Below are 22,036 nucleotides of genomic sequence, written 5' to 3'. Positions count from 1 at the left end.
GGATGTTGCCTAGACGTCAGACTTATTCACGATGAGAATTAATATTTGAATTGGCTTTATGAAATTTATGCCCCTTTTACGTTTAACCGCTATGAAGGACAAAAAAACAGGAACCGTAAGGCATAAAGCCATCCATACAACTCAACAAAAAACCCCAAGCTTTTGCTTGGGGCCATTTTTTATGCAGATGGCTGGCAGGCCGCCTTGTTTTTTTCTGAGAGATACAGGTCTATTTCTTTTGCGGCTTTTTTGCCTTCCTGCATTGCCCAGACAATCAGGCTTGCGCCGCGTTTCGCATCGCCGGCGGCAAAAATGCCTTCCCGGTTTGTCCGGAAACTCCCGGGCAAGGTGTGTATCAGCCCGTTTTGAAGTTCGATGCCGGCTGATTTGGCATCATCGACACCCTGGAATCCGATCGCGATGAGCACAAGATCCGCATCCCATACCTGCTGTTCCGCTCCCCGCTGATCTGAAAACGGCACGGTGGTAAGCCCTGTTACTTCGCCGTTATCATTACCGAGAAATGCTGTGGTTTGGATATAGTATTGCCGCGGATCTTCTCCAAACACTTTAAATGATTCTTCATATGCATAATCCAGCGTGAACAGGGAAGGGTTCACCGGCCATGGTTCGTGTTCCGGGCGTTCTTTCGGCAGTTCTCCGTGTTTTCCGAACTGTACAACGCTCTTGCACCCTTGCCGGATTGCGGTTGCCACACAGTCTGCGCCGGTATCGCCGCCGCCAATGACAATCACTTTTTTTCCTTTTGCCGATATTTGCGGTTCGCCGTTTTCCCCATGGTCAAGCAGGTGTTTCGTATTGGCTTTCAAATATTCCATCGCCGGGTAAATGCCTTTTAAATCGCGCCCCGGGATGTCCATGTCACGCTGTTTTTCCGCGCCGATGCAAAGCAGGACGGCGTCAAAAGCAGACTCCAGTTCTTTAAGCGTGATGTCTTTGCCAATTTCTGTATTGGCTTTAAACGTGATCCCTTCCGCCTGCAACAGGCCTACTCTGCGCTCTACGTACTGTTTTTCAATTTTCATATTCGGAATGCCGTACATGAGCAGCCCGCCAAAACGGTCTTCTTTTTCAAAGACGGTAACATCGTAGCCTGCCTGGTTTAAATCGTCAGCTGCCGCCAATCCGGCTGGCCCGCTTCCGACAACGGCTGCTTTTAAACCGTTCCGTTTCAGCGGGATTCTCGGTTTGATCCAGCCTTCTTCCCAGGCACGGTCAATGATGGCTCTTTCAATGCTTTTAATGGTGACAGGTTCACTGACCAGCCCGGCTGTACACGAGCCTTCACATGGAGCCGGGCAGGCGCGTGATGTAAATTCAGGGAAATTATTGGTTAAAAGCAGACGCTGGTAGGCCTCTTCCCATTTTCCCTGGGCGGCAAGGGTGTTCCATTCCGGAATTAAATTATATAAAGGGCAGCCGCTCGTTTGCCTGCCGATCAGTTCCCCCATCTGGCAAAATGGGGTTCCGCACTCCATGCAGCGGGATGCCTGCGTTCTCAATTTTTCTTCCGGGAAAGGCTGCACATATTCTTTCCAAGTAGCCACCCGCTTTGCGGCATCCAGTTCTTTCGGTTTTTCGCGTTTCTGTTCAATAAAATCTGTCGTTCCGCGCATGTCTCACACTCCTCACAAATCACCCGGCCGCTGCCGGAGGGATATAGATGCCGTACAATTTCAGCTTTTTTCTGTTTTGGATAAAACCTGCTATTACGAAAATGGCCCGGGCAGTACAATCCGGCTTTCTTCCGGAAAATTTGCGTGCGATGCCTTTTTCTTAAAAAGCAGCCATCTTTGTGCTTCTTATCCGGCCGCTGCCGGGACATGATAGGTCTCCGTTTTTTTCGTTTCAATCCACACACAATCCTGTAAATCCATCCGGACGCTTCCTGATGGATTTACCCGTCTACTTTACTTCTGTCGGGAAAGCTTTTTCTTTTTCAATTTCCGGCAGATGCTTTCCGGATTTTTTATATTCAAAAGCGGCAAGCCTCGCTTCATCAAGCGGCATTTGCTGATCCAGAAAGTACTGGATGAGTTCCATCATCGCTTTGTATTCGCGTGGAACAATCTTGATAAACTGATGCAGGGACAGCTCCCAATTTTTCAAAATCCGTTTGGCAACAGGGCTGCCGGTGTATTGATAATGTTTCTGGATCATATGATAAAGTTCGCGCATATCTTCATCAGAATCCACACCTTCAATGCTGACAAGTTCCTGGTTGATCCGGGATAAAACTTCATCTTCGCCCATTGCGCCGGTATAAATGTAGGCAATCCCGCCGGACATCCCGGCCGCAAAGTTTTTGCCGATCGGGCCGAGCACGGCAACGCGTCCGCCGGTCATGTATTCGCAGCCGTGGTCTCCGATGCCTTCGACAACGGCATGTACGCCGCTGTTACGGACACAGAAACGCTGGCCGGCTGTTCCGCGGATATACGCTTCGCCCGATGTGGCCCCGAAAAAGGCGATGTTTCCGATGATGGCCTGTTCTTCGTGCCGGATCCATCCGGCAACCGGCTTCACAACGATTTTTCCGCCCGATAATCCCTTTCCAACATAGTCATTGGCATCTCCTTCAAGGTTCAGTGTTAGGCCTTTTGGAATAAAGGCGCCGAGGCTTTGCCCTGCTGAACCGTGCAGATGAATGTGGATAAAATCTTCCGGCAGCCCTTCGTCACCGTATGTTTTTGTAATGATATGGCCCAAAGTGGTACCGATTGCCCGGTCGGTATTGCGCACAGGCAAGGTGACCGCTGTTTGCTGCCTGTTCCGGACGGATACGGATAAATGGTCCAATTCACGGCTGTCAAAGCGTTCTTCCAGTTTATGGTTTTGCGCCGTTTTGCCTTGCACAGCAAATGGTGTATCACCCGCTTTAAACAGTAATTTATCAAAATGAAGCTGTTTCGCTTTCCAATGGTTTTTAACCTCATCTTTCACTTTCAGCAAGCCGGTTTCGCCGACAAGTTCATCAAGGCTGCGGTAGCCGCATTCAGCCAATATTTCGCGGACCTCTTCTGCGATGAACCGCATATAGTTGACAACATATTCCGGTTTGCCCATGAATTTGGCGCGCAGCTTCGGATTTTGCGTGGCCACGCCGACCGGGCATGTATCAAGATGGCAGGCGCGCATCATGATACAGCCGAGGACAACAAGCGGGGCAGTGGAAAACCCGAATTCTTCGGCGCCAAGGCAGGCGGCGATGACGACATCACGCCCGGTCATCAGTTTACCGTCTGTTTCCAGTACGACACGGTCACGCAGGCCGTTCAGCGTTAGCGTCTGATGGGTTTCTGCAAGGCCGAGTTCCCATGGCATGCCGGCATGTTTGATGCTCGTTTGCGGGCTCGCCCCGGTGCCGCCGTCATGGCCGCTGATTAAAATCGTATCGGCCAGGCCTTTCGCTACACCGGCCGCGATGGTCCCGACGCCTGACTTTGCCACCAGTTTTACCGAAATGCGGGCGCGCGGGTTGGCGCTTTTCAAATCGTAAATCAGCTGCGCCAGGTCTTCAATCGAGTATATATCATGGTGCGGAGGAGGCGAGATTAAACCGACGCCCGGAGTGGAGCCGCGGACTTCGGCAATCCACGGATAAACTTTCGAGCCCGGAAGCTGGCCGCCTTCGCCCGGTTTCGCACCCTGAGCCATTTTAATCTGGATTTCGTCCGCATCTGTTAAATACAGGCTGGTGACGCCGAAACGGCCGGATGCCACCTGTTTAATGGCGCTCCGTCTTGAATCTCCGTTCGCATCAGGCGTGTAGCGTTCTTTTTCTTCGCCGCCCTCGCCGCTGTTGCTTTTTCCACCGATGCGGTTCATCGCAATCGCGAGTGCTTCGTGCGCTTCTTTGCTTAATGCCCCGTACGACATCGCGCCGGTTTTAAACCTTTTCCAAATCGATTCGACCGGCTCCACTTCATCCAGCGGAACAGGTTTCCGGTTGCTCTCGATGGCCAGCAGGCTCCGGATCGTGGCGTACGGCCCGTGGTGGTACGTTTCCGAAAATTTGCGGTACAGTTCCTTGTTGTTCGTTCTGGCTGCCTGCTGCAAAGTGTACATCATTTGCGGGTTGAACAAATGGTATTCGCCGTCTTTCCGCCATTGCAGCTCGCTTCCCGGATCAAGCGCTTTGTTGTGCTGGAAAAGCAATTTCTGCGCTTTTTCAAAACGTTTCAATGATTCCTGGCCGATTTCCGCGAGCCCGATCCCGCCAAGCTGCGAGACGGTGCCGGTAAAATAGCGGTCGCAGACGCTTTCCGCAATGCCGAGCGCTTCAAAAGTTTGCGCCCCGCGATAGCTTTGCATCGTCGTAATCCCGACTTTCGACATGATTTTGACGACGCTTTTCTTAAGGGTGGTTAAATAGTTTTCACTTGCTTTTTTATACGGCAGATCGATATGCCCTTCGCCGATTAAATTTTGAATCGTTTCAAGTGCGAGATACGGGTGTACCGCATCGGCACCGTAGCCCAATAGAGCGGCCATATGGTGTGAATCCCGCGGTTCACCGGAATCCAGCACGATGCTTGCTTTCGGCCTTGTGCCGGAGCGGATCATATGCTGGTGCAGGGCTGAAACGGCAAGCAGGGAAGGGATCGGCACGGCACGATGGCCTTGCGCACGGTCGGAAAGAATTAAAATTTCCACACCTTCCCCGATTTTTTCGTCCGCTTCCCTGAGCAATTGTTCCAGCGCCTGGTCAAGGCTGATATCCGGCGAATGGTACGCAGGAAGAAAAGCCGTTTTCATTCCCTGGTTTAAAATGGCGTTAAATTTGGCCGTGCTTAAAAACGGGTGTTCCAGCCGGATTTTTTTATGGGCGGTATCGTCATGGCCGTCAAGCGATACTTGCGGGCCGAGCCAGGTAACCGTAGATATGACGTATGCTTCGCGAATGGAATCAATCGGGGGGTTCGTGACCTGCGAGAAGCTTTGTTTGAAATAATGGAACAAAAGCTGCGGGCGCTCCGATAAAACTGCAATCGGTGTATCGACGCCCATTGCCCCGATCGGTTCATGCTTTTCCTGCGCCATTGGCACGATGGACTTTGTGCATTCTTCATAAGTGTAGCCGAATAATGTCTGCCAATAAGCCAGTTCATTTTTTTCAAGACAGGATGCAGCCGGGATAAAGTGGCTTTCCTCCAGGTCTATCACTGAATCTTCGAGATGCTCTGCATACGGTTTTTCAAGGCTGACCTGTGCTTTTAGTTCGTCGCTCGGGATAAGGGCCCCCTTTTCAAGATCCACGAACAACAGCTGACCCGGTTTTAAATGGCGCCGTTCTTTGACGTTTTCCGGCTCCACATCGACGACGCCGACTTCAGATGCAAAAATGATTTTATCATCATGGGTAATGTAGTAACGGGCCGGGCGCAAGCCGTTTCTGTCAAGCACCGCCCCGATTTGTTTTCCGTTCGTAAACTCGAGCGCCATCGGTCCGTCCCACGGTTCCATAATCTGGCTGTGGTATTCATAAAATGATTTTAAGTAAGGCGGCAGGTCTTCGTTGTCTTCCCACGGCTCCGGCACCATCATCATGATCGCATGTGGAAGGGAGATGCCGTTTGTTGTTAAAAATTCAAGGACATTGTCAAAAATCGCCGAATCCGAACCGTTTTTGTTGATCACAGGTTGGATTTTTTTCAATGTGCCAAGGTCCAGTTCGTTTGCAAACAATTCGATTTTTGCATTGAACCAGTTGACGTTCCCTTTGATGGTGTTGATCTCCCCGTTGTGGGCGATCATCCGGTTCGGGTGGGCCCGCTCCCAGCTCGGAAACGTATTGGTGCTGAACCGCGAGTGGATCAGCGCAAGGGCCGATTGAAACCGTTCGTCCGCAAGATCAGTGTAGAACAGAGGGAGCTGTTCCGCCGAAAGCATGCCTTTATATACAATTGTCCGGTTCGAAAAACTGGCGGCATAAAAAGAGGAACCGAATTTGTTCTCAACCAGTTTCCGCAATATATAGATCTTTCTTTGAAAAACCGCTTCTTCCGTGTTATCGTTTGAAGAAGAAGAAACGAAAATCTGAACGATGTGCGGCCGCGATTCTTCCGCCTGGCGCCCAAGAACTTCCGGATTTACTGGAACTTCACGGACACCGGGCACTGAAAGGCCGAGTGATGCAGCCTGGATGCGGAATTCATTCAGAATGTCCTCCGCAGCATGCGGATCATGCGGCAGAAAAAGCATTCCCACTGCATACTCCCCTTTTTTTGGAAGGGTGAAGGAGCATACGGCCTCAAAAAACGCGTGCGGGATTTGCATTGAAATACCGGCGCCGTCGCTCGTTGTCCCGTCGGCATTTTTACCGGCGCGGTGGTCCAGCCTTCTCAGCATCTCCAAAGCAGTGGTGATGATCTTATGAGACGCGCGGCCCTTGATGTCCGCGTAAAAGCCGATGCCGCATGCATCATGTTCAAATTCAGGTCGGTAAAGTCCATAATGTTGATTATTCATTGCTTCACATTCCTTCCATCATCAGGTCGAGTCCGAAAAGTAAGATTATTTTAAATTTTACCCTCTTGTGATTCTTTCTTACAATATATAGTTAAGATGAAATTAATCTCAAATTGAGAATGGTGTGATTCGCATGGAGTTAAGACAGTTAATTTATTTTATTGAAGTCGCCAAAAGGGAGCATGTGACACACGCTGCAGATGAGCTGCATGTCGCCCAATCCGCCATCAGCCGGCAAATTTCCCTTTTGGAAGCCGAACTTGGCGTTTCCCTTTTTTGGCGTGAAGGAAGGAATGTCAGGCTGACGCCGATCGGAAAAGTTTTTTTAGAACACGCTGAAAAAGTCGTGCTCGAAATTGATAAAGCCAAGCAAAGAATGCAGGAATTCCTCGATCCGGATAACGGGACGGTCCGCCTCGGTTTTTCGACCGGGTTATCGGTCCAGACCTTTTCTTCCCTGTTGGCACAGTTTCGCGAAAAACATCCCGGCCTCGAGTACCAGTTTGTGCAAGGGACCCCCGGCTATTTGATCCGGTTGATTGAAAACGGGGAACTTGAGCTGGCGCTTGCCTCTCCTGTGCCGGATGACCATCCCGGGGTTAGCGGTGAAATTTTATACATGGAAAAGCTCATGCTGCTTTTCCGCCGCGACCACCCGCTTTCCGGGCAGGAAATGATCCGGCTCGCCCAGCTGAAAAACGAACGTTTCATTACATTCCGGGAGGGCTTTTCGATTCGTGAAATTCTGTTCTCCGCCTGCCGGAAGTCCGGTTTTGAGCCTGCGATTGCATTTGAAGGCGAGGACATGGAGACGATTAAAGGCCTTGTTGCAAGCGGAACGGGTGTTGCAATTCTGCCTGAGCCTGCGCTATTATTTAATCTGTCTGAAGAAATCGTAAAAGCGGAAATCAGCGATGTAGAACTGATGCGTCCGGTCGGCGTGATGATCCCGAAAAAAAGGGAAATGGCGGCTTCAGAAAAAGCCCTTTATGCATTTTTAACATCATTTTATGACAGGCTGAACCGGTTCCAAAGATAAGCCAGCGGAGCGCCGCGCAATCCGAATCGGTTCCGGAACAAGGGACAGCCGCGTTTCTGTAAACCGGGCTTCAGGCAGGCGTGGAAAATGCCGCATTCCAGGGTGATAAGGAGCAGGATGCATCGCGGCTTTTTGAAAAAGGGAGAGCGTTGCAAAAATCATAAAGAAAACGGAGAAGGTGGAATCATTGGCAAATAAGGTGGCACTTGTAACCGGATCAAGCAAGGGGCTGGGCCGGGCGATTGCGCTCGATCTTGCAAAGAGCGGCTATGATCTGGTCATCAATTATGCGCGCAGCCGGCCCAAAGCCGAAGAAGTGGCAGCAGAAATTGAAAAGCTGGGGCAAAAAGCGCTTCTGATCAAAGCAAATGTCGGGGACGTGAAAAAAATAAAAGAAATGTTCGCGCAAATCCGGGATACATACGGCAGGCTTGATGTGCTTGTCAATAATGCCGCTTCAGGTGTCGAGCGCCCGGCAATGGAGCTGGAAGAACGCCATTGGGACTGGACGATGAATATTAACAGCAGGGCGCTCCTGTTTTGTGCGCAGGAAGCCGCCAAACTGATGGAAGAAAACGGCGGGGGAAAAATTGTGAGCCTCAGTTCGCTCGGTTCGATCCGCTATATCGAAAATTATACGGCGGTCGGTGTGTCGAAAGCAGCGCTTGAAGCTTTAACCCGCTATTTGGCAGTTGAGCTGGCGCCGAGTATTTGTGTGAATGCAGTTTCGGGCGGCGTATTGAATACGGATGCGCTCAAGTCTTTCCCGAACCGCGAAGCACTACTGGAAGACGCGCGGAAACATACGCCGGCAGGAAGAATGGTTGAGGTCGAGGATATGGTGAACGCCGTGCGCTTTTTAATTTCAGACGAGGCGTTTATGATCCGCGGCCAGACGATCATTGTGGACGGCGGCCGCTCGCTTCTTTTAAGTTGAGCACGCCAACTTTGAGTTCCTTTATTTTCCAGTTTTTATGGGAAGGATAAATCGTTGCGCCTCTGGTTACATTAATACCCGTGGAGGTGATAACGATGGCAAACAACAACAACTTCAATAAAGCTGCCAAAGGAAATTTTGGTTCTGAATTTGCCAGCGAAACAAATGCGCAGGAAGTAAGAAAGCAAAATGCGAAGTCTGCTTCCGGCCAAGGTTCTTTCGGTTCTGAATTCGCAAGCGAAACGAACGCACAGGAAGTAAGAAAACAAAACCAGCAATCTGAAGCGAAAAAATCGCAAAACGCCGGGCAATTCGGCCAGCAATAACCGATAGAAAGAGGTTTCCCGAACCGGGGGCCTCTTTTTTCTTTTAAGGCTTTCGGAGTTCGACAAAAGAAGTCAAAGGATTTTGCCCTTCCATCGAGAATATGTGTGAATGAAAAGTTCAATTCATCCTTTAGGGGGTAAAAAACTTTGATGGAAGAATTTAATCGGCTTGTGGCACAGCAAATGGACACGATGGATAGGCTGCTGTTTTTGCAATCGGAAATGGAGAGATGCAACGAAGTGAAAAGCGAACTGTTGAAGTTGCAGGAGGAACCAATGGCGGAAGATATCCTTGATGAAATCGGCCGGATGAATAAAGAATTGCAGGAAATTGAAAAAGTTTTTGAATCGCAGACGGTTGAACTGATCCGGGTTTATCGCAGTTCAAAAATTTGCACATAAACAATCCTATTTCAAATAGGATTGTTTAGTTTTAATCGCGTTCAGAAACCGTTATAATAGATAGAAAACAGATCGTTTGATTACATAAGTTTCATTCCGGCACATAACGGGCACAGGTTTACATATAAACAATCATGAAAGTGGGCATGAGATGATGGGAATCCCGGCAGAAGGTGATAAAATCCAAATCCAAAGTTATAAGCATAACGGCCATATTCACCGGATATGGGAAGAAACAACCGTTTTGAAGGGCACAAAAAGCCTGGTGATCGGGGGAAACAACCGGACTTTGGTAACCGAATCGGACGGAAGGACATGGATTACGAGAGAACCTGCAATCTGCTACTTTCATGCCGACCACTGGTTCAATGTTATCGGCATGATCCGTGAAGACGGCGTCTACTACTACTGCAACTTGGGGTCGCCGTTTGTTTATGACAGTGAAGCGTTAAAATATATTGATTATGATCTCGACATCAAAGTCTATCCGGATATGACGTTTACGCTGCTGGATGAGGATGAATATGAATACCACCGCAAAAAAATGGGCTATCCCGATGTCATCGACCATATTTTAAAGCGGAACGTGGACATTCTCATCCACTGGATCCGGCAGCGGAAGGGCCCGTTCAGCCCCGACTTTATTGATATTTGGTACGAACGCTATCTGACCTATTTGCGTTAAGCAAACCGCCTGTTGAACGCCAACAGGTTTTTTGTATGCGTAAATTTTGAAAAAATGAGGGAAATAAATGGTACGTTTTGTTTGCTCAGGAGGTTCAATGCATGGGTAGTGTGAAAAGATACATGAAATTTGTAAAGCCGTATTGGTTTCAAATCGTTGCGACGATCATCATCGGGATCATCAAGTTTGCGATCCCGCTTTTAATCCCGCTTTTGATTAAATATGTGATCGATGATATTATCGGCAACCACGGGCTTTCACCGGATGAGAAGCTACATAAGCTTGTTTGGGTGATGTCGGCCATGCTTGCCATTTTTGTCATCGTCCGGCCGCCCGTTGAATATTACCGGCAATATTTTGCGCAGTGGACGGCAAGCAAAATCTTGTATGATATCCGCGGCCGCTTTTTTACCCATCTTCAAAAATTAAGTTTCCGGTTTTATGCCAATACACGCGGAGGGGAAGTCATTTCCCGGGTGATGAATGATGTCGAGCAGACGAAAGATTTTGTCATTACCGGGCTGATGAACGTCTGGCTCGACATGACAACGGTCGTGATTGCAATTGTCATGATGTTTATGATGGATGCCCGGCTGACTTTGATTTCACTCGCCGTATTTCCGTTTTATATTTTTTCGGTCAAATATTTTTTCGGCAATTTGCGTTTTTTGACGAGAAAACGGTCGCAGGCGCTGGCGGAGGTGCAGGGCTATCTCCATGAGCGGGTGCAAGGCATGGCGGTTATTAAGAGTTTTGCCATTGAAGACCATGAGCAAAAGCAGTTTGACAAGCATAACCGCAATTTTCTGGAAAAAGCGCTGGCACACACGAGCTGGACGGCTAAATCGTTTGCGGTTGTGAACACCATTACCGATATTGCGCCGCTGTTAATTATTTTTGTTTCCGGCTATCTCGTAATTAAAGGCAGCCTTACCGTCGGCACGCTCGCGGCGTTTATCGCTTATATTGATAATTTGTACAGCCCGCTCAGAAGGCTCGTCAACTCCGGCACGACGCTGACGCAGGCATTCGCTTCAATGGACCGGGTGTTTGAACTGCTGGATGAAAAATATGACATTGATGACCGGCCGGGCGCGGTAGAGTGCCGGAATGTACGCGGAAATATCCGGTTTGATGGCGTCGAATTTCGGTATGATGATGAAAAAGAGCCGGTGTTAAAAAATATCAATCTTGAGATCAGGGCAGGGGAGACGGTTGCCTTTGTCGGGATGAGCGGGGGCGGCAAGTCTTCCCTTGTGAGCCTCATCCCCCGGTTTTATGATGTGACAAAAGGGGTGGTTTACCTGGACGGTCAGGATATCCGCACGTTTAAAGTACAAAGCCTGCGCGATAAAATCGGAATGGTGCTGCAGGACAATATTTTGTTCAGTGATTCGGTGAAATCCAATATTTTGCTCGGGAATCCGCAGGCGACGGACGAGGAAGTCGTACAGGCGGCAAAAGCGGCGAACGCCCACGGCTTTATTCTGAATCTTCCCGACGGGTATGAAACAACGGTGGGCGAGCGAGGCGTTAAACTGTCCGGGGGGCAGAAGCAGCGGATTGCGATTGCGCGCGTATTTCTGAAAAACCCGCCGATTCTCATTCTCGACGAAGCGACATCCGCGCTTGATTTAGAAAGCGAGCATCTGATCCAGGAAGCCATTGAAAAACTGGCGCGCAACCGGACAACTTTAATCGTTGCCCACCGGCTGTCCACCATCACCCACGCAGACCGCATTGTCTTAATTGAAAACGGGGAGATCAAAGAAACCGGCACCCACGAACAATTAATGGAAAAACAAGGGCTCTATTACAACCTATTCCAAATCCAACAACTGGATGATTAGAAAAGCAGAGGCGACTGTACAGCGGCGTACGGATTTTGTAGTCTTCGACCGAGATAAAGGAAACACGATGAGCCGATAGGCGAATCGATGTTGACTTATCGAAAGGAGAAGACGTAAAAATCCGCTAGCCGCTAGGAGCCGGAGCTGGACAAAGAAAAGCGGAGGGCGCTTGCCCGTCGGCGTATGAATTTCATAGTCCCCGAACTGAGATAAAGGAAACACGATGAGCCGCAGGCGAATCGATGCCCGCTTATCGTAGGGGAGGGGACTGGAAATTCACTAGCCGACAGCGCCCGGAGCTGGACAAAGAAAAGCGGAGGGCGCTTGCCCGTCGGAGGGATCCCGTTTCAACGACGGGGTCTCCGGTTTTTTTGTCAGGAAATGAAACAAAATTTCCTTTATAAATATAATAATAAAAATATGTTGAAATATTGTTTCAAGATGCATATAATAGTATGAAAGGAGGGATGCATGATTGCTTGGATTTTCAATATACTTGAATGAAGACTGGTCAGAAGGGAAGGAAGCCTGCATTCGCCAAATGGCAGCAATTGGAATGGAAGGAATTTTTACATCCCTGCAGCTTCCGGAAGATGACCCGTCCCAATACCGGAAAAGGCTTGCTCCGCTCTTAGAGGCTGCAAAACGGAACAAGATGAAAGTCATGATCGATGTCTCCGGAAACGTGCTCCGCCATATCGGGCTGTCCATTGATGATCCTGTACGCATTATTGAAAGCGGTATCAATGGCTTGCGCATCGATGCCGGGGCCAGCTGGGAACAGGTTGCCCGCCTGTCGAACACGATGACGGTCGGATTAAACGCCAGCACATTAACGGAACAGGATTATGAGCAGCTGAAACAGCATGACGCTGATTTCAGCCGGCTGGAGGCCTGGCATAATTATTACCCGAGGCCCGGAACCGGACTGGATGAAAATTGGTTTTACGAAAAAAACAAATGGCTGAAAAGCAAAGGATTCAGCATTACGGCATTTGCACCCGGCGATGGAAAACTAAGATTTCCTTTATATGAATCCCTGCCGACATTGGAAATCCACCGCCATCAAAATCCGCTGGCAGCCATCTGCTCGCTGTTAAGGGATTATGCGGTTGACCATGCTTATATCGGGGATCCGGAGTTAACGCCGCAATCCCGCAGCCAGATCAGGGAATTTTTTTGCCATGATACCATACTGCTTCATGCAACGGCTGCAGGGCCGAAATGGCGCCCGTATATTTTCAAAACCCACCGGAACCGGCTGGATGTGGCAAAGGACGCCATCCGCAGCGAACAGTCGAGAACATGCAATCAAAAGGACGATATCGGGCCTGAAAACAACATTCCCTGCCACAAAGGGAGTATTACGCTCGACAACAACCTGTACGCAAGATACAAAGGGGAATTGCAAATCACAAAGCGGAGCCTGCCTGCCGATAAAAAAGCAAACGTTATCGGGCAGATTGCCGGCCGCGACTTGCCGCTCCTTGATTTTATTGGTTCGGGTACACGGTTTAAAATGACGGACAATGAAGGTGAAAACGAATGGACTTAGAAAAACTCGCCACAGAACAGCGCAACGAAAAAACAATGGATCTTGATACGTTGTCAACAAGGGAAATTTTGCAATTGATGAACGAGGAAGACCAAACGGTTCCAATCCGTGTTGGGAAGGAACTGGCACAAATCGAAAAAGTGGTAAAGGCTGTTATCCGTTCTTTTAACCAGGGTGGACGTTTGATCTATTGCGGAGCAGGTACAAGCGGTCGGCTCGGTGTTCTCGATGCTGTCGAATGTGTACCGACATTCAGTGCGGACCCTTCCATGGTGCAGGGGCTGATCGCAGGCGGCAGTGCGGCAATGACGGTTGCCGTTGAAGGGGCGGAAGATTCGAAAGAGATGGGGGAAGAAGATTTAAGGCGCATCCATTTATCGGAAAAGGATACAGTAGTCGGTATTGCGGCAAGCGGCAGAACACCGTATGTGATTGGCGCGCTGGACTACGCGAAAAAAACCGGTGCTGTGGCGGCGTCGCTTTCCTGCAACAAAAATGCTGAAATCAGCCGCCATGCCGATATTCCGATCGAAGTGGAAACCGGGCCTGAAGTATTGGCGGGATCAACCCGGCTAAAAGCAGGCACCGCCCAGAAACTCGTATTGAATATGATTTCAACTGCTTCAATGGTCGGAATTGGAAAAGTATACGGGAATTTAATGGTGGATGTAAAGCCGACAAACGCAAAACTGGTGGAGAGATCGAAATCGATTATTATGCAGGCTTCCGGATGCAGCTATGAAGCAGCTGAACAGGCTTTTTACGCAGCCGGCAAAAATGTGAAGCTGGCCATTGTAATGTTGTTAACCAATCTTTCCAAGGAAGAGGCAGAGGAGAAAATGGCACAGGCAAATGGTTTTATTAGAAAAATCGTTTAAACCGGGGGATGAAAAAAAATGACCGAAACGAAAGAACAAAGACTGGCAAGGGAAATTTACGAAAATGTCGGCGGCATGGGAAACGTCGAAAAGATCATCCATTGCATGACAAGAGCCGGCTTACCATTGCGGATTACAGCAAAGTCAATATCGAAGGCCTGAAAGCGGTTGATGGCGTGCTCGGCGTCGTGGAGGATGAAACGCTCCAGGTCGTGCTTGGCCCTGGTATCGTCAACAAAGTCGCCAACCTTATGGTACAGCAGGCCGGTGTAAAACTTGGGGAAAATTTTCCGAAGGCTACGGGCCATCAAGATGCCGGGCGGTCAAACCGCGAAATGGTGGAAGCCAAAGCGGCCGAAGTAAAGGCAAGGGAAAAGGCGAAACATAAAAGTAACGGTTTCAAAAGGGCTTTAAAATCGATTTCCAATATATTTGTACCGCTTATTCCGGCTTTTGTCGGCGCCGGGATTATCGGCGGGGTTGCCGCCATTTTCCAAAATATCATGGCTGCGGACTCCTCAGCCCTCAGCCAGAACTGGGTGTCCGTTATTACGACATTAAACATTATTAAAAACGGATTGTATCTCTATTTGGTCATTTATGTCGGGATCAATAGCGCAAATGAGTTCGGGGCGACACCGGGCCTTGGCGGGGTCATCGGGGCTGTGACGATGCTGACCGGCATGGATCCGAAAAATCCGCTTCCAAATATTTTTACCGGAGATGCCCTTTCCCCTTTACAAGGCGGGATCATCGGTGTTATTTTTGCAGTATGGATTTTAGCGCTTGTTGAAAAAAGGCTGCATAAAATTGTTCCAAATTCTGTGGATATCATTGTGACGCCAACGATTGCATTATTAGTTGTCGGACTTTTTACTATTTTTATTGTCATGCCGGTCGCAGGCGCGGTATCAGGCGCTCTTGTCGGGTCGATCACGTGGGTGTTGAAAGTCGGCGGCGCTTTTTCAGGATTTATACTGGGGCTTGTCTTCCTGCCGATGGTTATGTTCGGCCTGCACCAGATTCTCACCCCGATCCATATTGAAATGATCAATAAGACAGGGATGACCCCGCTGTTGCCGATCCTTGCAATGGCAGGCGCAGGGCAGGTTGGCGCGGCGATTGCTTTATGGATCAGATGCCGGAAAAATAAAAAACTCGTGCAGTTGATTAAAGGGGCATTGCCGGTTGGCATTATGGGCATTGGCGAACCGTTAATTTACGGTGTGACTTTGCCGCTTGGGCGCCCGTTTATTACCGCGTGCATCGGCGGCGGCATCGGCGGGGCAGTGATTGCAGGCATCGGCAATATCGGCGCGATTGCGATCGGCACAAGCGGGATTGATTTAATTCCGCTGATTGCGCACGGGCGCTGGCTCGGTTATATCGCAGGCTTGGTTGCCGGCTATATTGGCGGCTTCGTTGCCACCTATTTCTTCGGCGTCCCGAAAGATGCCATGAAGGCGACAAACGCAGATCGTGAGTGATGGAATTGGAAGAAAATATTATTTTGCAGATTAAATCCAAATTAAGCAGTCTGTCAAAATCAGAAAAAAAGCTCGGGAAGTATATTCTCAGCCACGCTGTGGAAACGGTCAATGACAATACGAGCGAGCTTGCGAAAAAAGCAGGCGTCAGCCCGGCCACCGTTGTCCGCTTTTGCCGGTCGATCGGGCTTTCCGGCTTTTCACAATTAAAAATCAGATTGTACGCGGATGCATCCGGGCTGGATCGGGAAATTTATACGGATATCACATCAAATGAAGATATTGCAATGATTGCTGATAAACTGGCTTTGCGGTTTAACCAGTCCATCACACAAACTGCAAATCTTCTCGAGACCGGCTGCATTGAAAAGATAACGGCCATGATGGATAAAAGCCCGGCCATATACGTATACGGAATCGGCGCCTCCCATGTGGCGGCTGAAGATTTCATGCATAAGTTTTCAAGAATCGGCAAGCCGGTGGTCCACACGCTGGATCACCATCTGCTCGGTTCTTCTTTAATCAACGCCTCCAAAGACTGTATGTTTGTGGCCATTTCAAATTCAGGCGAAACCAATGAAGCCATCAAACTGACGCTGATTGCCAAACAGAACGGGCTTTTTACAGCGGGCATCACACAAAAACGGGACAGTACGCTTGCCCGTATCGTGGATGTGCCTTTGATCCACCATGGCGGGGAAGCGGTCCTGCTGAGAAGCGCGGCAACCACATCCCTTGCAGCACAACTGTTCACGATTGATGTTTTGTACTTCGCCTATGTTGCGCGGCATTATGAGGAAATCATGCATCGCTTAAAAAACTCAAAAATCAATATCCAGACCTTTTTCCGCAAAGAAAACAACTAAAAGCCGGCCCTTAAGCCCGGCGTGAAAAGCGCAGCAAACAAAGCGGCCGTTTTGGAAACGGAAAATCTTTGCTAAAAAGCGAAAACAGAGTAGCGCCGGCCCGTATGGGAACAGGGCGGTGCATCCAATAGGGGACGGCAGGCCTGCCGTCCCCTATTGGTCTTCCAGTTCATCAAGATTGAGTTCTGATTGTTCGTGGTGATAGGTTTGGGACACGGTGATCAATTTTTCCAGATGTTCAAGCTCTTCCTGGTAATCCACAAGCAGTGCCAGCAGGTTCATCACGTGGTAAGACTGGAGATCGGTGCGGAAAGTCTCATCTTTTAAGTTCTGCAGAAAAATGTCCATCAGCTCATTCCGCTGTTTGTCGGCCGTATCGCATTTTTGCGCATGGGCTTTGACCTTTCCAAGAAACATGAGCAGCATTTTTTCATGTTCGTTCACAAGATATTCCATTTGTTCCTGGAGCATGCTCCGGAACGTTTCCGGCAGCCCGGCAATATCCGCCTTGTACTGCTGCAGCCGTTTTAAAATAATATAGCTTAAATTCAAAATGGCCACCATTTCTTTATACAGTACCACTTTCCGCTGCCGCTCGATCCTGTTGCTTTTCCCGTAAATTTTTTCCTCTTTAAATAAAGTGTACAGCTGCTCCACTTTGTACACCCGCTCTTTAATGCCGGGAAGTTCTTCTTTTAAAAGCTGGTAATCGGCTTCCTGGCGCGCCGCAATCCGGATGAATTTGAGCAGTTCTTCTGTCACATGGGTGAGGCGGACATACAGTCGCGCCTCGTATTTCGGCGGCAGAAAAATCAAATTCACAAGAAACGAGCTGAAAATCCCGATAAACAATGTCGCAAAACGGATCCCAGCCGTCTGCAGAAAATTGTCACTTGGTGTTTCCATAATGACAATCATGGTCACGAGCGCAAGGCCGACCGTGTCATCGAGCTTTAGTTTCAACATTAAAATGATGATCAGCACGGACCCGAGGCCGACGACGAGAAAATGGTTGCCGAAGGCCATGACAAAAATGACGGCGAGCAGAGCGCCGATCAGATTGCCCTGGACCTGATCGATAATGGACCGGTAAGACCGGTATATTGTAGGTTTAATCGCAAAAGTGGCAGCGATCCCGGCAAACACCGGGGACGGCATTTTTAATAATTGCGCGATAAACAGCGCGATAGTAATAGCAATTCCTGTTTTGACAATGCGGGCTCCAACCCTCATATTGGCAATTCCTTTCTTCCTTGCAAAGATATTTAAATGATATGTTCCAAAAGGCTGCATTAAACTATTTCCGTCCGAAAATTTTTTTAAACGGCAAACCTTTGATTTTGTCATTATAACATGTTTGCCGGAAGACGTGTGGGGATGCGGCCGGAGAATTTGTCCTATTTTTGCCCGGCACGGAATATACATGGAGTAAATGAATCCAAAATGCGCGTATGAAGAGGGGAAACAATTTGTGGCTGATTGAAAAACATGTGCTTAGCATGGCTGCGCTCAGGCTGATCTCAGGAATGATCGAAATTTCCGCGGCCATTTTGATGCTCAAATACAATCAAGTGGAAAAGGCGCTTCTCATCAACAGTTCTCTTGCTATTGTCGGGCCTGTTGTTTTAATTACGACAACGGCGATCGGGGTGATCGGCATTTCCGATAAAATCTCGTTTGCCAAAATGCTGTGGATTCTGGCCGGGGTAGGCTGCATTTTGTACGGGATCAAAAGCAACGGGTAAGCTTTGTTAAAGGGGAAGTGATTGAGCAACCGGCCGGCTTGTGGGGATGGCAATGCTGGGTACTGCGGGGGTCTTTGCCGAGGGGAACGCCGCAATCGAAAGCCCCGTTTTATCATCCGGGCTATAAATCCCTGTGCCTTTAGGCTGGAACGCATCTAATGAGGGAGGAGAACCCTGCGGCTCCCTGTTTTTCAACCCCCTGAAGCGGCAACCCTTCTTTATTGCGGGCAAGTGCCGATCGTTTGCTTTAGTTCTTTAAGCAAATGCCGGATTTCGCCGCCTTCCATCAGGTTGACATGGATTTCTTTCAATGCCGTTTCCCTGACCGTCTCCATCATCTTTTCTCCGGATCCATCTTTTTCGATCACAGCCCGGTTCCCGGTTTGGTTCAGCACCCAGAACGTATACTGCAGTTTCGGATGGTTTTCGGGGAAACTGAAAATCAAAGCATAATAAATGTCAAATCCGCCGTCGAAAAATTGCATCACGCCGCGAATATAATTTTGTTCGTCTTTCTTTTGCGATAAAGAGACCTTGTAACCTTGCTTCATCCCGATCTTTTCGATTTCCTCCAAAATGTATTCCATAAATAATTTCACGTGTTTTCCTCCTTGCGTAACAGGTAACCATATCCTTCCTGTAATTGGCTGCAGTATTCCTTTGGGCAAAAGAATAAAATGCTTGCTTCCGGATAATCTAACAGAGCAAAAATTGAAATCCCGGGAGGATATTATGGCAAGCAAACAACCTTCTGTGATGGCAGTGGCAGCAATCGGCTCCATTCCGTTAATTATGACGCTTGGCAATTCCATGTTGATTCCTGTCCTGCCGAAAATGCAGTCTGAACTTCACTTGACCTCCTTTCAGGCAAGTTTGACGATCTCTGTTTTCTCCATTGTGGCCGCCGTGTTCATCCCGGTGCTCGGCTATCTTTCCGACCGCTTTTCCCGGAAAGCCGTAATTTTGCCGGCATTGTTTTTATACGGGGCAGGCGGCATCCTGGCGGGAATCGCAGCCGCTTTGTTTTCCCATGCTTTCGCCTGGATCATGGCAGGCCGCACGCTTCAGGGAATCGGGGCAGCCGGGACAGCGCCGATCGCCATGGCCCTGACCGGGGATCTGTTTAAAGGCGACAAGGAAAGCCAGGTGCTCGGCCTTGTGGAAGCATCAAACGGGTTCGGCAAAGTGCTGTCTCCGATATTGGGGGCGCTGATCGCATTGCTTGTATGGTACGGCACGTTTTTTGCTTTTCCGGTTGTGGTCGCTGTCTCCATTTTTTTAACATGGGTCTTTATTAAGAGCCCTTGCCAAAATGCTATATCCCCTGAAACTGTGAGCAGTCAGACAATTAAAGGTCGTTGATTTATTCCACTAAAGAAAAAAGACGTTTGTAGGAACATTATGACAAATGTAAAAAGAAATTGTGAGTTTTTGATTTTAATGGGGTAAATTTATTTATTATAAGTGTCTAAATTTTTCCACTTTGGTCGGTTTTGGGCGGGTTTCAATAGATTAAGCTACTCATTCCTGTGGTAAATATTGTAAAACGGAAAAGGATGATTTTTTTGAAAAAAAAGAGCCATGAAAGCCACTCCTTTGTTAAGATATAAGTACGACCAAATATCCAGGGAGTGATTTCATGACTATTTCTATTCTAACACAAACCAGAGACTTTTCAATACAACAAAGAGTTATAAAAAGTTTCCCATATCTATTACGGTATTAGTTAAAATTACACTGTCCCATTTCTGGGACAGTGTAATTTTTAAAGAAGGTGATTATCCTTTTAAATGTGAAAAAGCATGGTCAACGGCTTTGATTGTTTCTGCGATATCTTCTTCCGTATGCGCGGTTGTGAGGAACCAGGCTTCATATTTTGACGGGGCAAGGTTAATGCCTTGCTCGAGCATCAGTTTGAAAAATTTCCCGAACAACTCGCCGTCGGATGCTTCAGCCTGCTTGTAGTTTTCGACTTTTTCGCCCGTAAAGTAAACGGTAAAGGCGCCGACTACGCGGTTAATGGTAATGGTGACGCCGTGTTTTTCAGCTGCTTCCAAAATGCCTTTTTCAAGCATGGCACCGAGACGGTCGAGGTTTTCATACACGCCCTTTTCCTGGAGCACTTCAAGGCAGGCAATTCCGGCAAGCATTGAAGCCGGGTTGCCTGCCATGGTTCCGGCCTGGTAAGCAGGGCCGAGCGGTGCGACTTCTTCCATAATGTCTTTGCGGCCGCCGTATGCCCCGATCGGCAGTCCGCCGCCGATGATTTTGCCCATGGCGGTTAAATCCGGGGTAACGCCGAGCATGTTTTGCGCGCCGCCGTACATAAAACGGAAAGCGGTGATCACTTCGTCGTAAATGACAAGGGCGCCGGCTTTGTGCGCCAGTTCATTAATGGCTTCCAAAAATCCCGGTTTCGGCGGCACAATGCCAAAGTTGCCGACAATCGGTTCAACCAGTACGGCGGCAACTTCATCGCCCCATTTTTCGAGTGCCTGTTTAAAAGGTTCCACATCATTATAAGGGACGGTGATGACTTCGTTTGCGATGGCTTTTGTTACGCCGGCTGAGTCCGGCATGCCGAGCTGCGACGGGCCTGAACCCGCTGCGACAAGCACGAGGTCAGAATGGCCGTGGTAACAGCCTTCGAATTTAATGATTTTGTCGCGGCCCGTGTAGGCGCGGGCAACGCGGATCGTTGTCATGACCGCCTCTGTTCCCGAGTTGACAAAGCGGACTTTGTCCAGGGACGGGATCGCTTCTTTCAGCATTTTTGCGAATTGCACTTCATACGGGGTCGGCGTGCCGAACAAAACGCCGTTGTCGGCTGCTTTTTTAATGGCAGCAGCAATATGCGGATGGGCAAAGCCGGTAATGATCGGGCCGTATGCCGCCAGATAATCAATGTAGCGGTTGCCGTCCACGTCATAAAAGTACGCGCCTTTTCCCCTTTCCATGGCAACTGGGGCTCCGCCGCCCACCGCCTTATACGAGCGGGACGGGCTGTTTACGCCGCCGACAATATGCTCAAGTGCTTCTTTATACAAGCTTTCAGATTTTGAAAAATCCATTTATCGTTCCCTCCTCATTGGCATTGGCCAATTCCACCATTCTATTGTAGCCTTCCATTTTCTTCCCGTAAAGACTGTCATAAGCCGGGCGGCGGGGGCATACAATGGAAGGACAAACTTGAAAGGCGCCGGGGGTATCGGGCATGTTTTATTTTCTCGGCATATTGGTTGTCCTTTGTATTGTGATGAGCCTGCGCACCTTGTTTTATCCGGCATCCTGGCGCGCGAAGCAGCTTTCATTTGAACGTTTTCTCTTTCTTGCTTTTACGTACACCAATATCATGATCGGGTTCGGGTTGTTGTTTTTACTGCTCGATATGATGGGATTCCAAATTGCGCTCCATCACGGAAAGCTGTTGGAAGGGCATGATTTCCGCACACTGCTTGATTATATGTATTTGAGTGCCGTCACGCTGTTTTCGGTCGGGTACGGGGATATTGTTCCGATCGGGGCCGCACGGGTTCTTATTATCATTGAAGCGTTAATCGGCTATACCATCCCGGCGGCGTTTGTGGTAAGATCCGCTTTTGACTCGGAAAAAAAATAGCCTGGCAGGGGATTCCCGCATGCCGGCCGTTGTCCGCCAGGGAAGATCAAAATGCGGCCGGCGCCTATTTTTGTATCCGGGGCGGCTTTTGTCCACGCGGATTTGCCGCGGGTTCATAGTGTATATTACCTCCTCAAAAAAATAACGATATCTTT

The 22,036-nt window shown here is 49.0% G+C and carries 17 protein-coding genes and 1 pseudogene; 13 read left to right on the top strand and 5 right to left on the bottom strand.

All coding sequences use genetic code 11. The annotated features are described in order from the left end of the window. Nucleotides 1-179 precede the first annotated feature (179 nt). Nucleotides 180-1,637, bottom strand: coding sequence for a glutamate synthase subunit beta (locus tag NSQ19_RS11895; RefSeq protein ID WP_340702887.1), 1,458 nt, complete (start codon nucleotides 1,635-1,637; stop codon nucleotides 180-182). Between the two features lie 289 nt (nucleotides 1,638-1,926). Beyond that, the gene (gene gltB, locus NSQ19_RS11890; protein WP_340702886.1) at nucleotides 1,927-6,492 is read right to left on the bottom strand and encodes a glutamate synthase large subunit; all 4,566 of its coding nucleotides are present in this window, start codon (nucleotides 6,490-6,492) and stop codon (nucleotides 1,927-1,929) included. A 133-nt stretch (nucleotides 6,493-6,625) separates the two neighbouring features. Here gltB and NSQ19_RS11885 point away from each other — a divergent pair, with 133 nt between their 5' ends. The 10 genes and pseudogenes from NSQ19_RS11885 (at nucleotide 6,626) to NSQ19_RS11840 (ending at nucleotide 16,517) form a co-directional block, all read left to right on the top strand. Then, entirely contained in the window at nucleotides 6,626-7,531 is a 906-nt protein-coding gene (locus tag NSQ19_RS11885) for a LysR family transcriptional regulator (protein WP_206691610.1), read from the top strand. Between the two features lie 187 nt (nucleotides 7,532-7,718). Next, nucleotides 7,719-8,468: an enoyl-[acyl-carrier-protein] reductase FabL gene (fabL, locus tag NSQ19_RS11880; protein ID WP_013860274.1), complete on the top strand. Its 750-nt coding sequence runs from the start codon at nucleotides 7,719-7,721 to the stop codon at nucleotides 8,466-8,468. A gap of 95 nt (nucleotides 8,469-8,563) precedes the next feature. Continuing rightward, nucleotides 8,564-8,794: a gamma-type small acid-soluble spore protein gene (locus NSQ19_RS11875; protein ID WP_017551407.1), complete on the top strand. Its 231-nt coding sequence runs from the start codon at nucleotides 8,564-8,566 to the stop codon at nucleotides 8,792-8,794. A gap of 147 nt (nucleotides 8,795-8,941) precedes the next feature. Continuing rightward, nucleotides 8,942-9,196: a YgaB family protein gene (locus NSQ19_RS11870; protein ID WP_207368572.1), complete on the top strand. Its 255-nt coding sequence runs from the start codon at nucleotides 8,942-8,944 to the stop codon at nucleotides 9,194-9,196. Nucleotides 9,197-9,350: 154 nt separating this feature from the next. Next, complete coding sequence (ntdP, locus tag NSQ19_RS11865; protein WP_061566747.1) at nucleotides 9,351-9,881, top strand: nucleoside tri-diphosphate phosphatase; 531 nt, start codon at nucleotides 9,351-9,353, stop codon at nucleotides 9,879-9,881. Nucleotides 9,882-9,982: 101 nt separating this feature from the next. Then, on the top strand, nucleotides 9,983-11,731 hold the full coding sequence (locus tag NSQ19_RS11860) for an ABC transporter ATP-binding protein (protein ID WP_340702885.1): 1,749 nt from the start codon (nucleotides 9,983-9,985) through the stop codon (nucleotides 11,729-11,731). 475 nt (nucleotides 11,732-12,206) lie between these two features. Then, nucleotides 12,207-13,286 (top strand): MupG family TIM beta-alpha barrel fold protein, encoded by a 1,080-nt coding sequence (locus NSQ19_RS11855; protein ID WP_340702884.1) that lies wholly within the window; start codon nucleotides 12,207-12,209, stop codon nucleotides 13,284-13,286. Continuing rightward, entirely contained in the window at nucleotides 13,277-14,164 is an 888-nt protein-coding gene (gene murQ, locus NSQ19_RS11850; RefSeq protein ID WP_019721552.1) for an N-acetylmuramic acid 6-phosphate etherase, read from the top strand. The genes NSQ19_RS11855 and murQ overlap by 10 nt, the downstream gene beginning before the upstream one ends. 18 nt (nucleotides 14,165-14,182) lie before the next feature. Next, a pseudogene (locus tag NSQ19_RS11845) lies at nucleotides 14,183-15,651 on the top strand (PTS transporter subunit EIIC). Then, nucleotides 15,651-16,517, top strand: coding sequence for a MurR/RpiR family transcriptional regulator (locus NSQ19_RS11840; protein WP_340702883.1), 867 nt, complete (start codon nucleotides 15,651-15,653; stop codon nucleotides 16,515-16,517). The pseudogene NSQ19_RS11845 and the gene NSQ19_RS11840 overlap by 1 nt, the downstream one beginning before the upstream one ends. Nucleotides 16,518-16,670: 153 nt before the next feature. Here NSQ19_RS11840 and NSQ19_RS11835 read toward each other — a convergent pair whose 3' ends face one another. After that, the gene (locus NSQ19_RS11835; RefSeq protein WP_234969646.1) at nucleotides 16,671-17,750 is read right to left on the bottom strand and encodes an aromatic acid exporter family protein; all 1,080 of its coding nucleotides are present in this window, start codon (nucleotides 17,748-17,750) and stop codon (nucleotides 16,671-16,673) included. 236 nt (nucleotides 17,751-17,986) lie between these two features. Here NSQ19_RS11835 and NSQ19_RS11830 point away from each other — a divergent pair, with 236 nt between their 5' ends. Further along, the gene (locus NSQ19_RS11830; RefSeq protein WP_340702882.1) at nucleotides 17,987-18,262 is read left to right on the top strand and encodes a YqhV family protein; all 276 of its coding nucleotides are present in this window, start codon (nucleotides 17,987-17,989) and stop codon (nucleotides 18,260-18,262) included. Between the two features lie 218 nt (nucleotides 18,263-18,480). Here the strand turns inward: NSQ19_RS11830 and NSQ19_RS11825 are convergent, their stop codons facing one another. After that, a complete protein-coding gene (locus NSQ19_RS11825) occupies nucleotides 18,481-18,861 on the bottom strand; it encodes a hypothetical protein (protein WP_327077038.1) in 381 nt (126 codons plus the stop codon). Between the two features lie 130 nt (nucleotides 18,862-18,991). Here NSQ19_RS11825 and NSQ19_RS11820 point away from each other — a divergent pair, with 130 nt between their 5' ends. Further along, complete coding sequence (locus tag NSQ19_RS11820) at nucleotides 18,992-19,624, top strand: MFS transporter (protein WP_328014285.1); 633 nt, start codon at nucleotides 18,992-18,994, stop codon at nucleotides 19,622-19,624. A 416-nt stretch (nucleotides 19,625-20,040) separates the two neighbouring features. Here NSQ19_RS11820 and NSQ19_RS11815 read toward each other — a convergent pair whose 3' ends face one another. After that, the gene (locus NSQ19_RS11815) at nucleotides 20,041-21,333 is read right to left on the bottom strand and encodes a glutamate-1-semialdehyde 2,1-aminomutase (protein WP_013860259.1); all 1,293 of its coding nucleotides are present in this window, start codon (nucleotides 21,331-21,333) and stop codon (nucleotides 20,041-20,043) included. Between the two features lie 143 nt (nucleotides 21,334-21,476). On the opposite strand from NSQ19_RS11815, the gene NSQ19_RS11810 reads away from it, so the two are divergent. Continuing rightward, nucleotides 21,477-21,881 (top strand): potassium channel family protein, encoded by a 405-nt coding sequence (locus NSQ19_RS11810; RefSeq protein WP_013860258.1) that lies wholly within the window; start codon nucleotides 21,477-21,479, stop codon nucleotides 21,879-21,881. The last annotated feature ends 155 nt before the right edge of the window (nucleotides 21,882-22,036 follow it).

Origin of the sequence: Weizmannia sp. FSL W8-1119 (assembly GCF_038008605.1) — a bacterium.
GTDB lineage: Bacteria > Bacillota > Bacilli > Bacillales > Bacillaceae_C > Weizmannia > Weizmannia coagulans.
This window is presented reverse-complemented; position numbering and strand designations above follow the sequence as displayed.

Bases quoted from the DNA above. Each gene is read 5' to 3' on its own strand.
- murQ (WP_019721552.1), top strand. From the start codon at position 13,277: ATGGACTTAGAAAAACTCGCCACAGAACAGCGCAACGAAAAAACAATG.
- NSQ19_RS11860 (WP_340702885.1), top strand. From the start codon at position 9,983: ATGGGTAGTGTGAAAAGATACATGAAATTTGTAAAGCCGTATTGGTTT.
- NSQ19_RS11810 (WP_013860258.1), top strand. From the start codon at position 21,477: ATGTTTTATTTTCTCGGCATATTGGTTGTCCTTTGTATTGTGATGAGC.
- NSQ19_RS11835 (WP_234969646.1), bottom strand. From the start codon at position 17,750: ATGAGGGTTGGAGCCCGCATTGTCAAAACAGGAATTGCTATTACTATC.
- NSQ19_RS11815 (WP_013860259.1), bottom strand. From the start codon at position 21,333: ATGGATTTTTCAAAATCTGAAAGCTTGTATAAAGAAGCACTTGAGCAT.
- gltB (WP_340702886.1), bottom strand. From the start codon at position 6,492: ATGAATAATCAACATTATGGACTTTACCGACCTGAATTTGAACATGAT.
- NSQ19_RS11840 (WP_340702883.1), top strand. From the start codon at position 15,651: ATGGAATTGGAAGAAAATATTATTTTGCAGATTAAATCCAAATTAAGC.
- ntdP (WP_061566747.1), top strand. From the start codon at position 9,351: ATGGGAATCCCGGCAGAAGGTGATAAAATCCAAATCCAAAGTTATAAG.
- NSQ19_RS11895 (WP_340702887.1), bottom strand. From the start codon at position 1,637: ATGCGCGGAACGACAGATTTTATTGAACAGAAACGCGAAAAACCGAAA.
- NSQ19_RS11885 (WP_206691610.1), top strand. From the start codon at position 6,626: ATGGAGTTAAGACAGTTAATTTATTTTATTGAAGTCGCCAAAAGGGAG.
- NSQ19_RS11875 (WP_017551407.1), top strand. From the start codon at position 8,564: ATGGCAAACAACAACAACTTCAATAAAGCTGCCAAAGGAAATTTTGGT.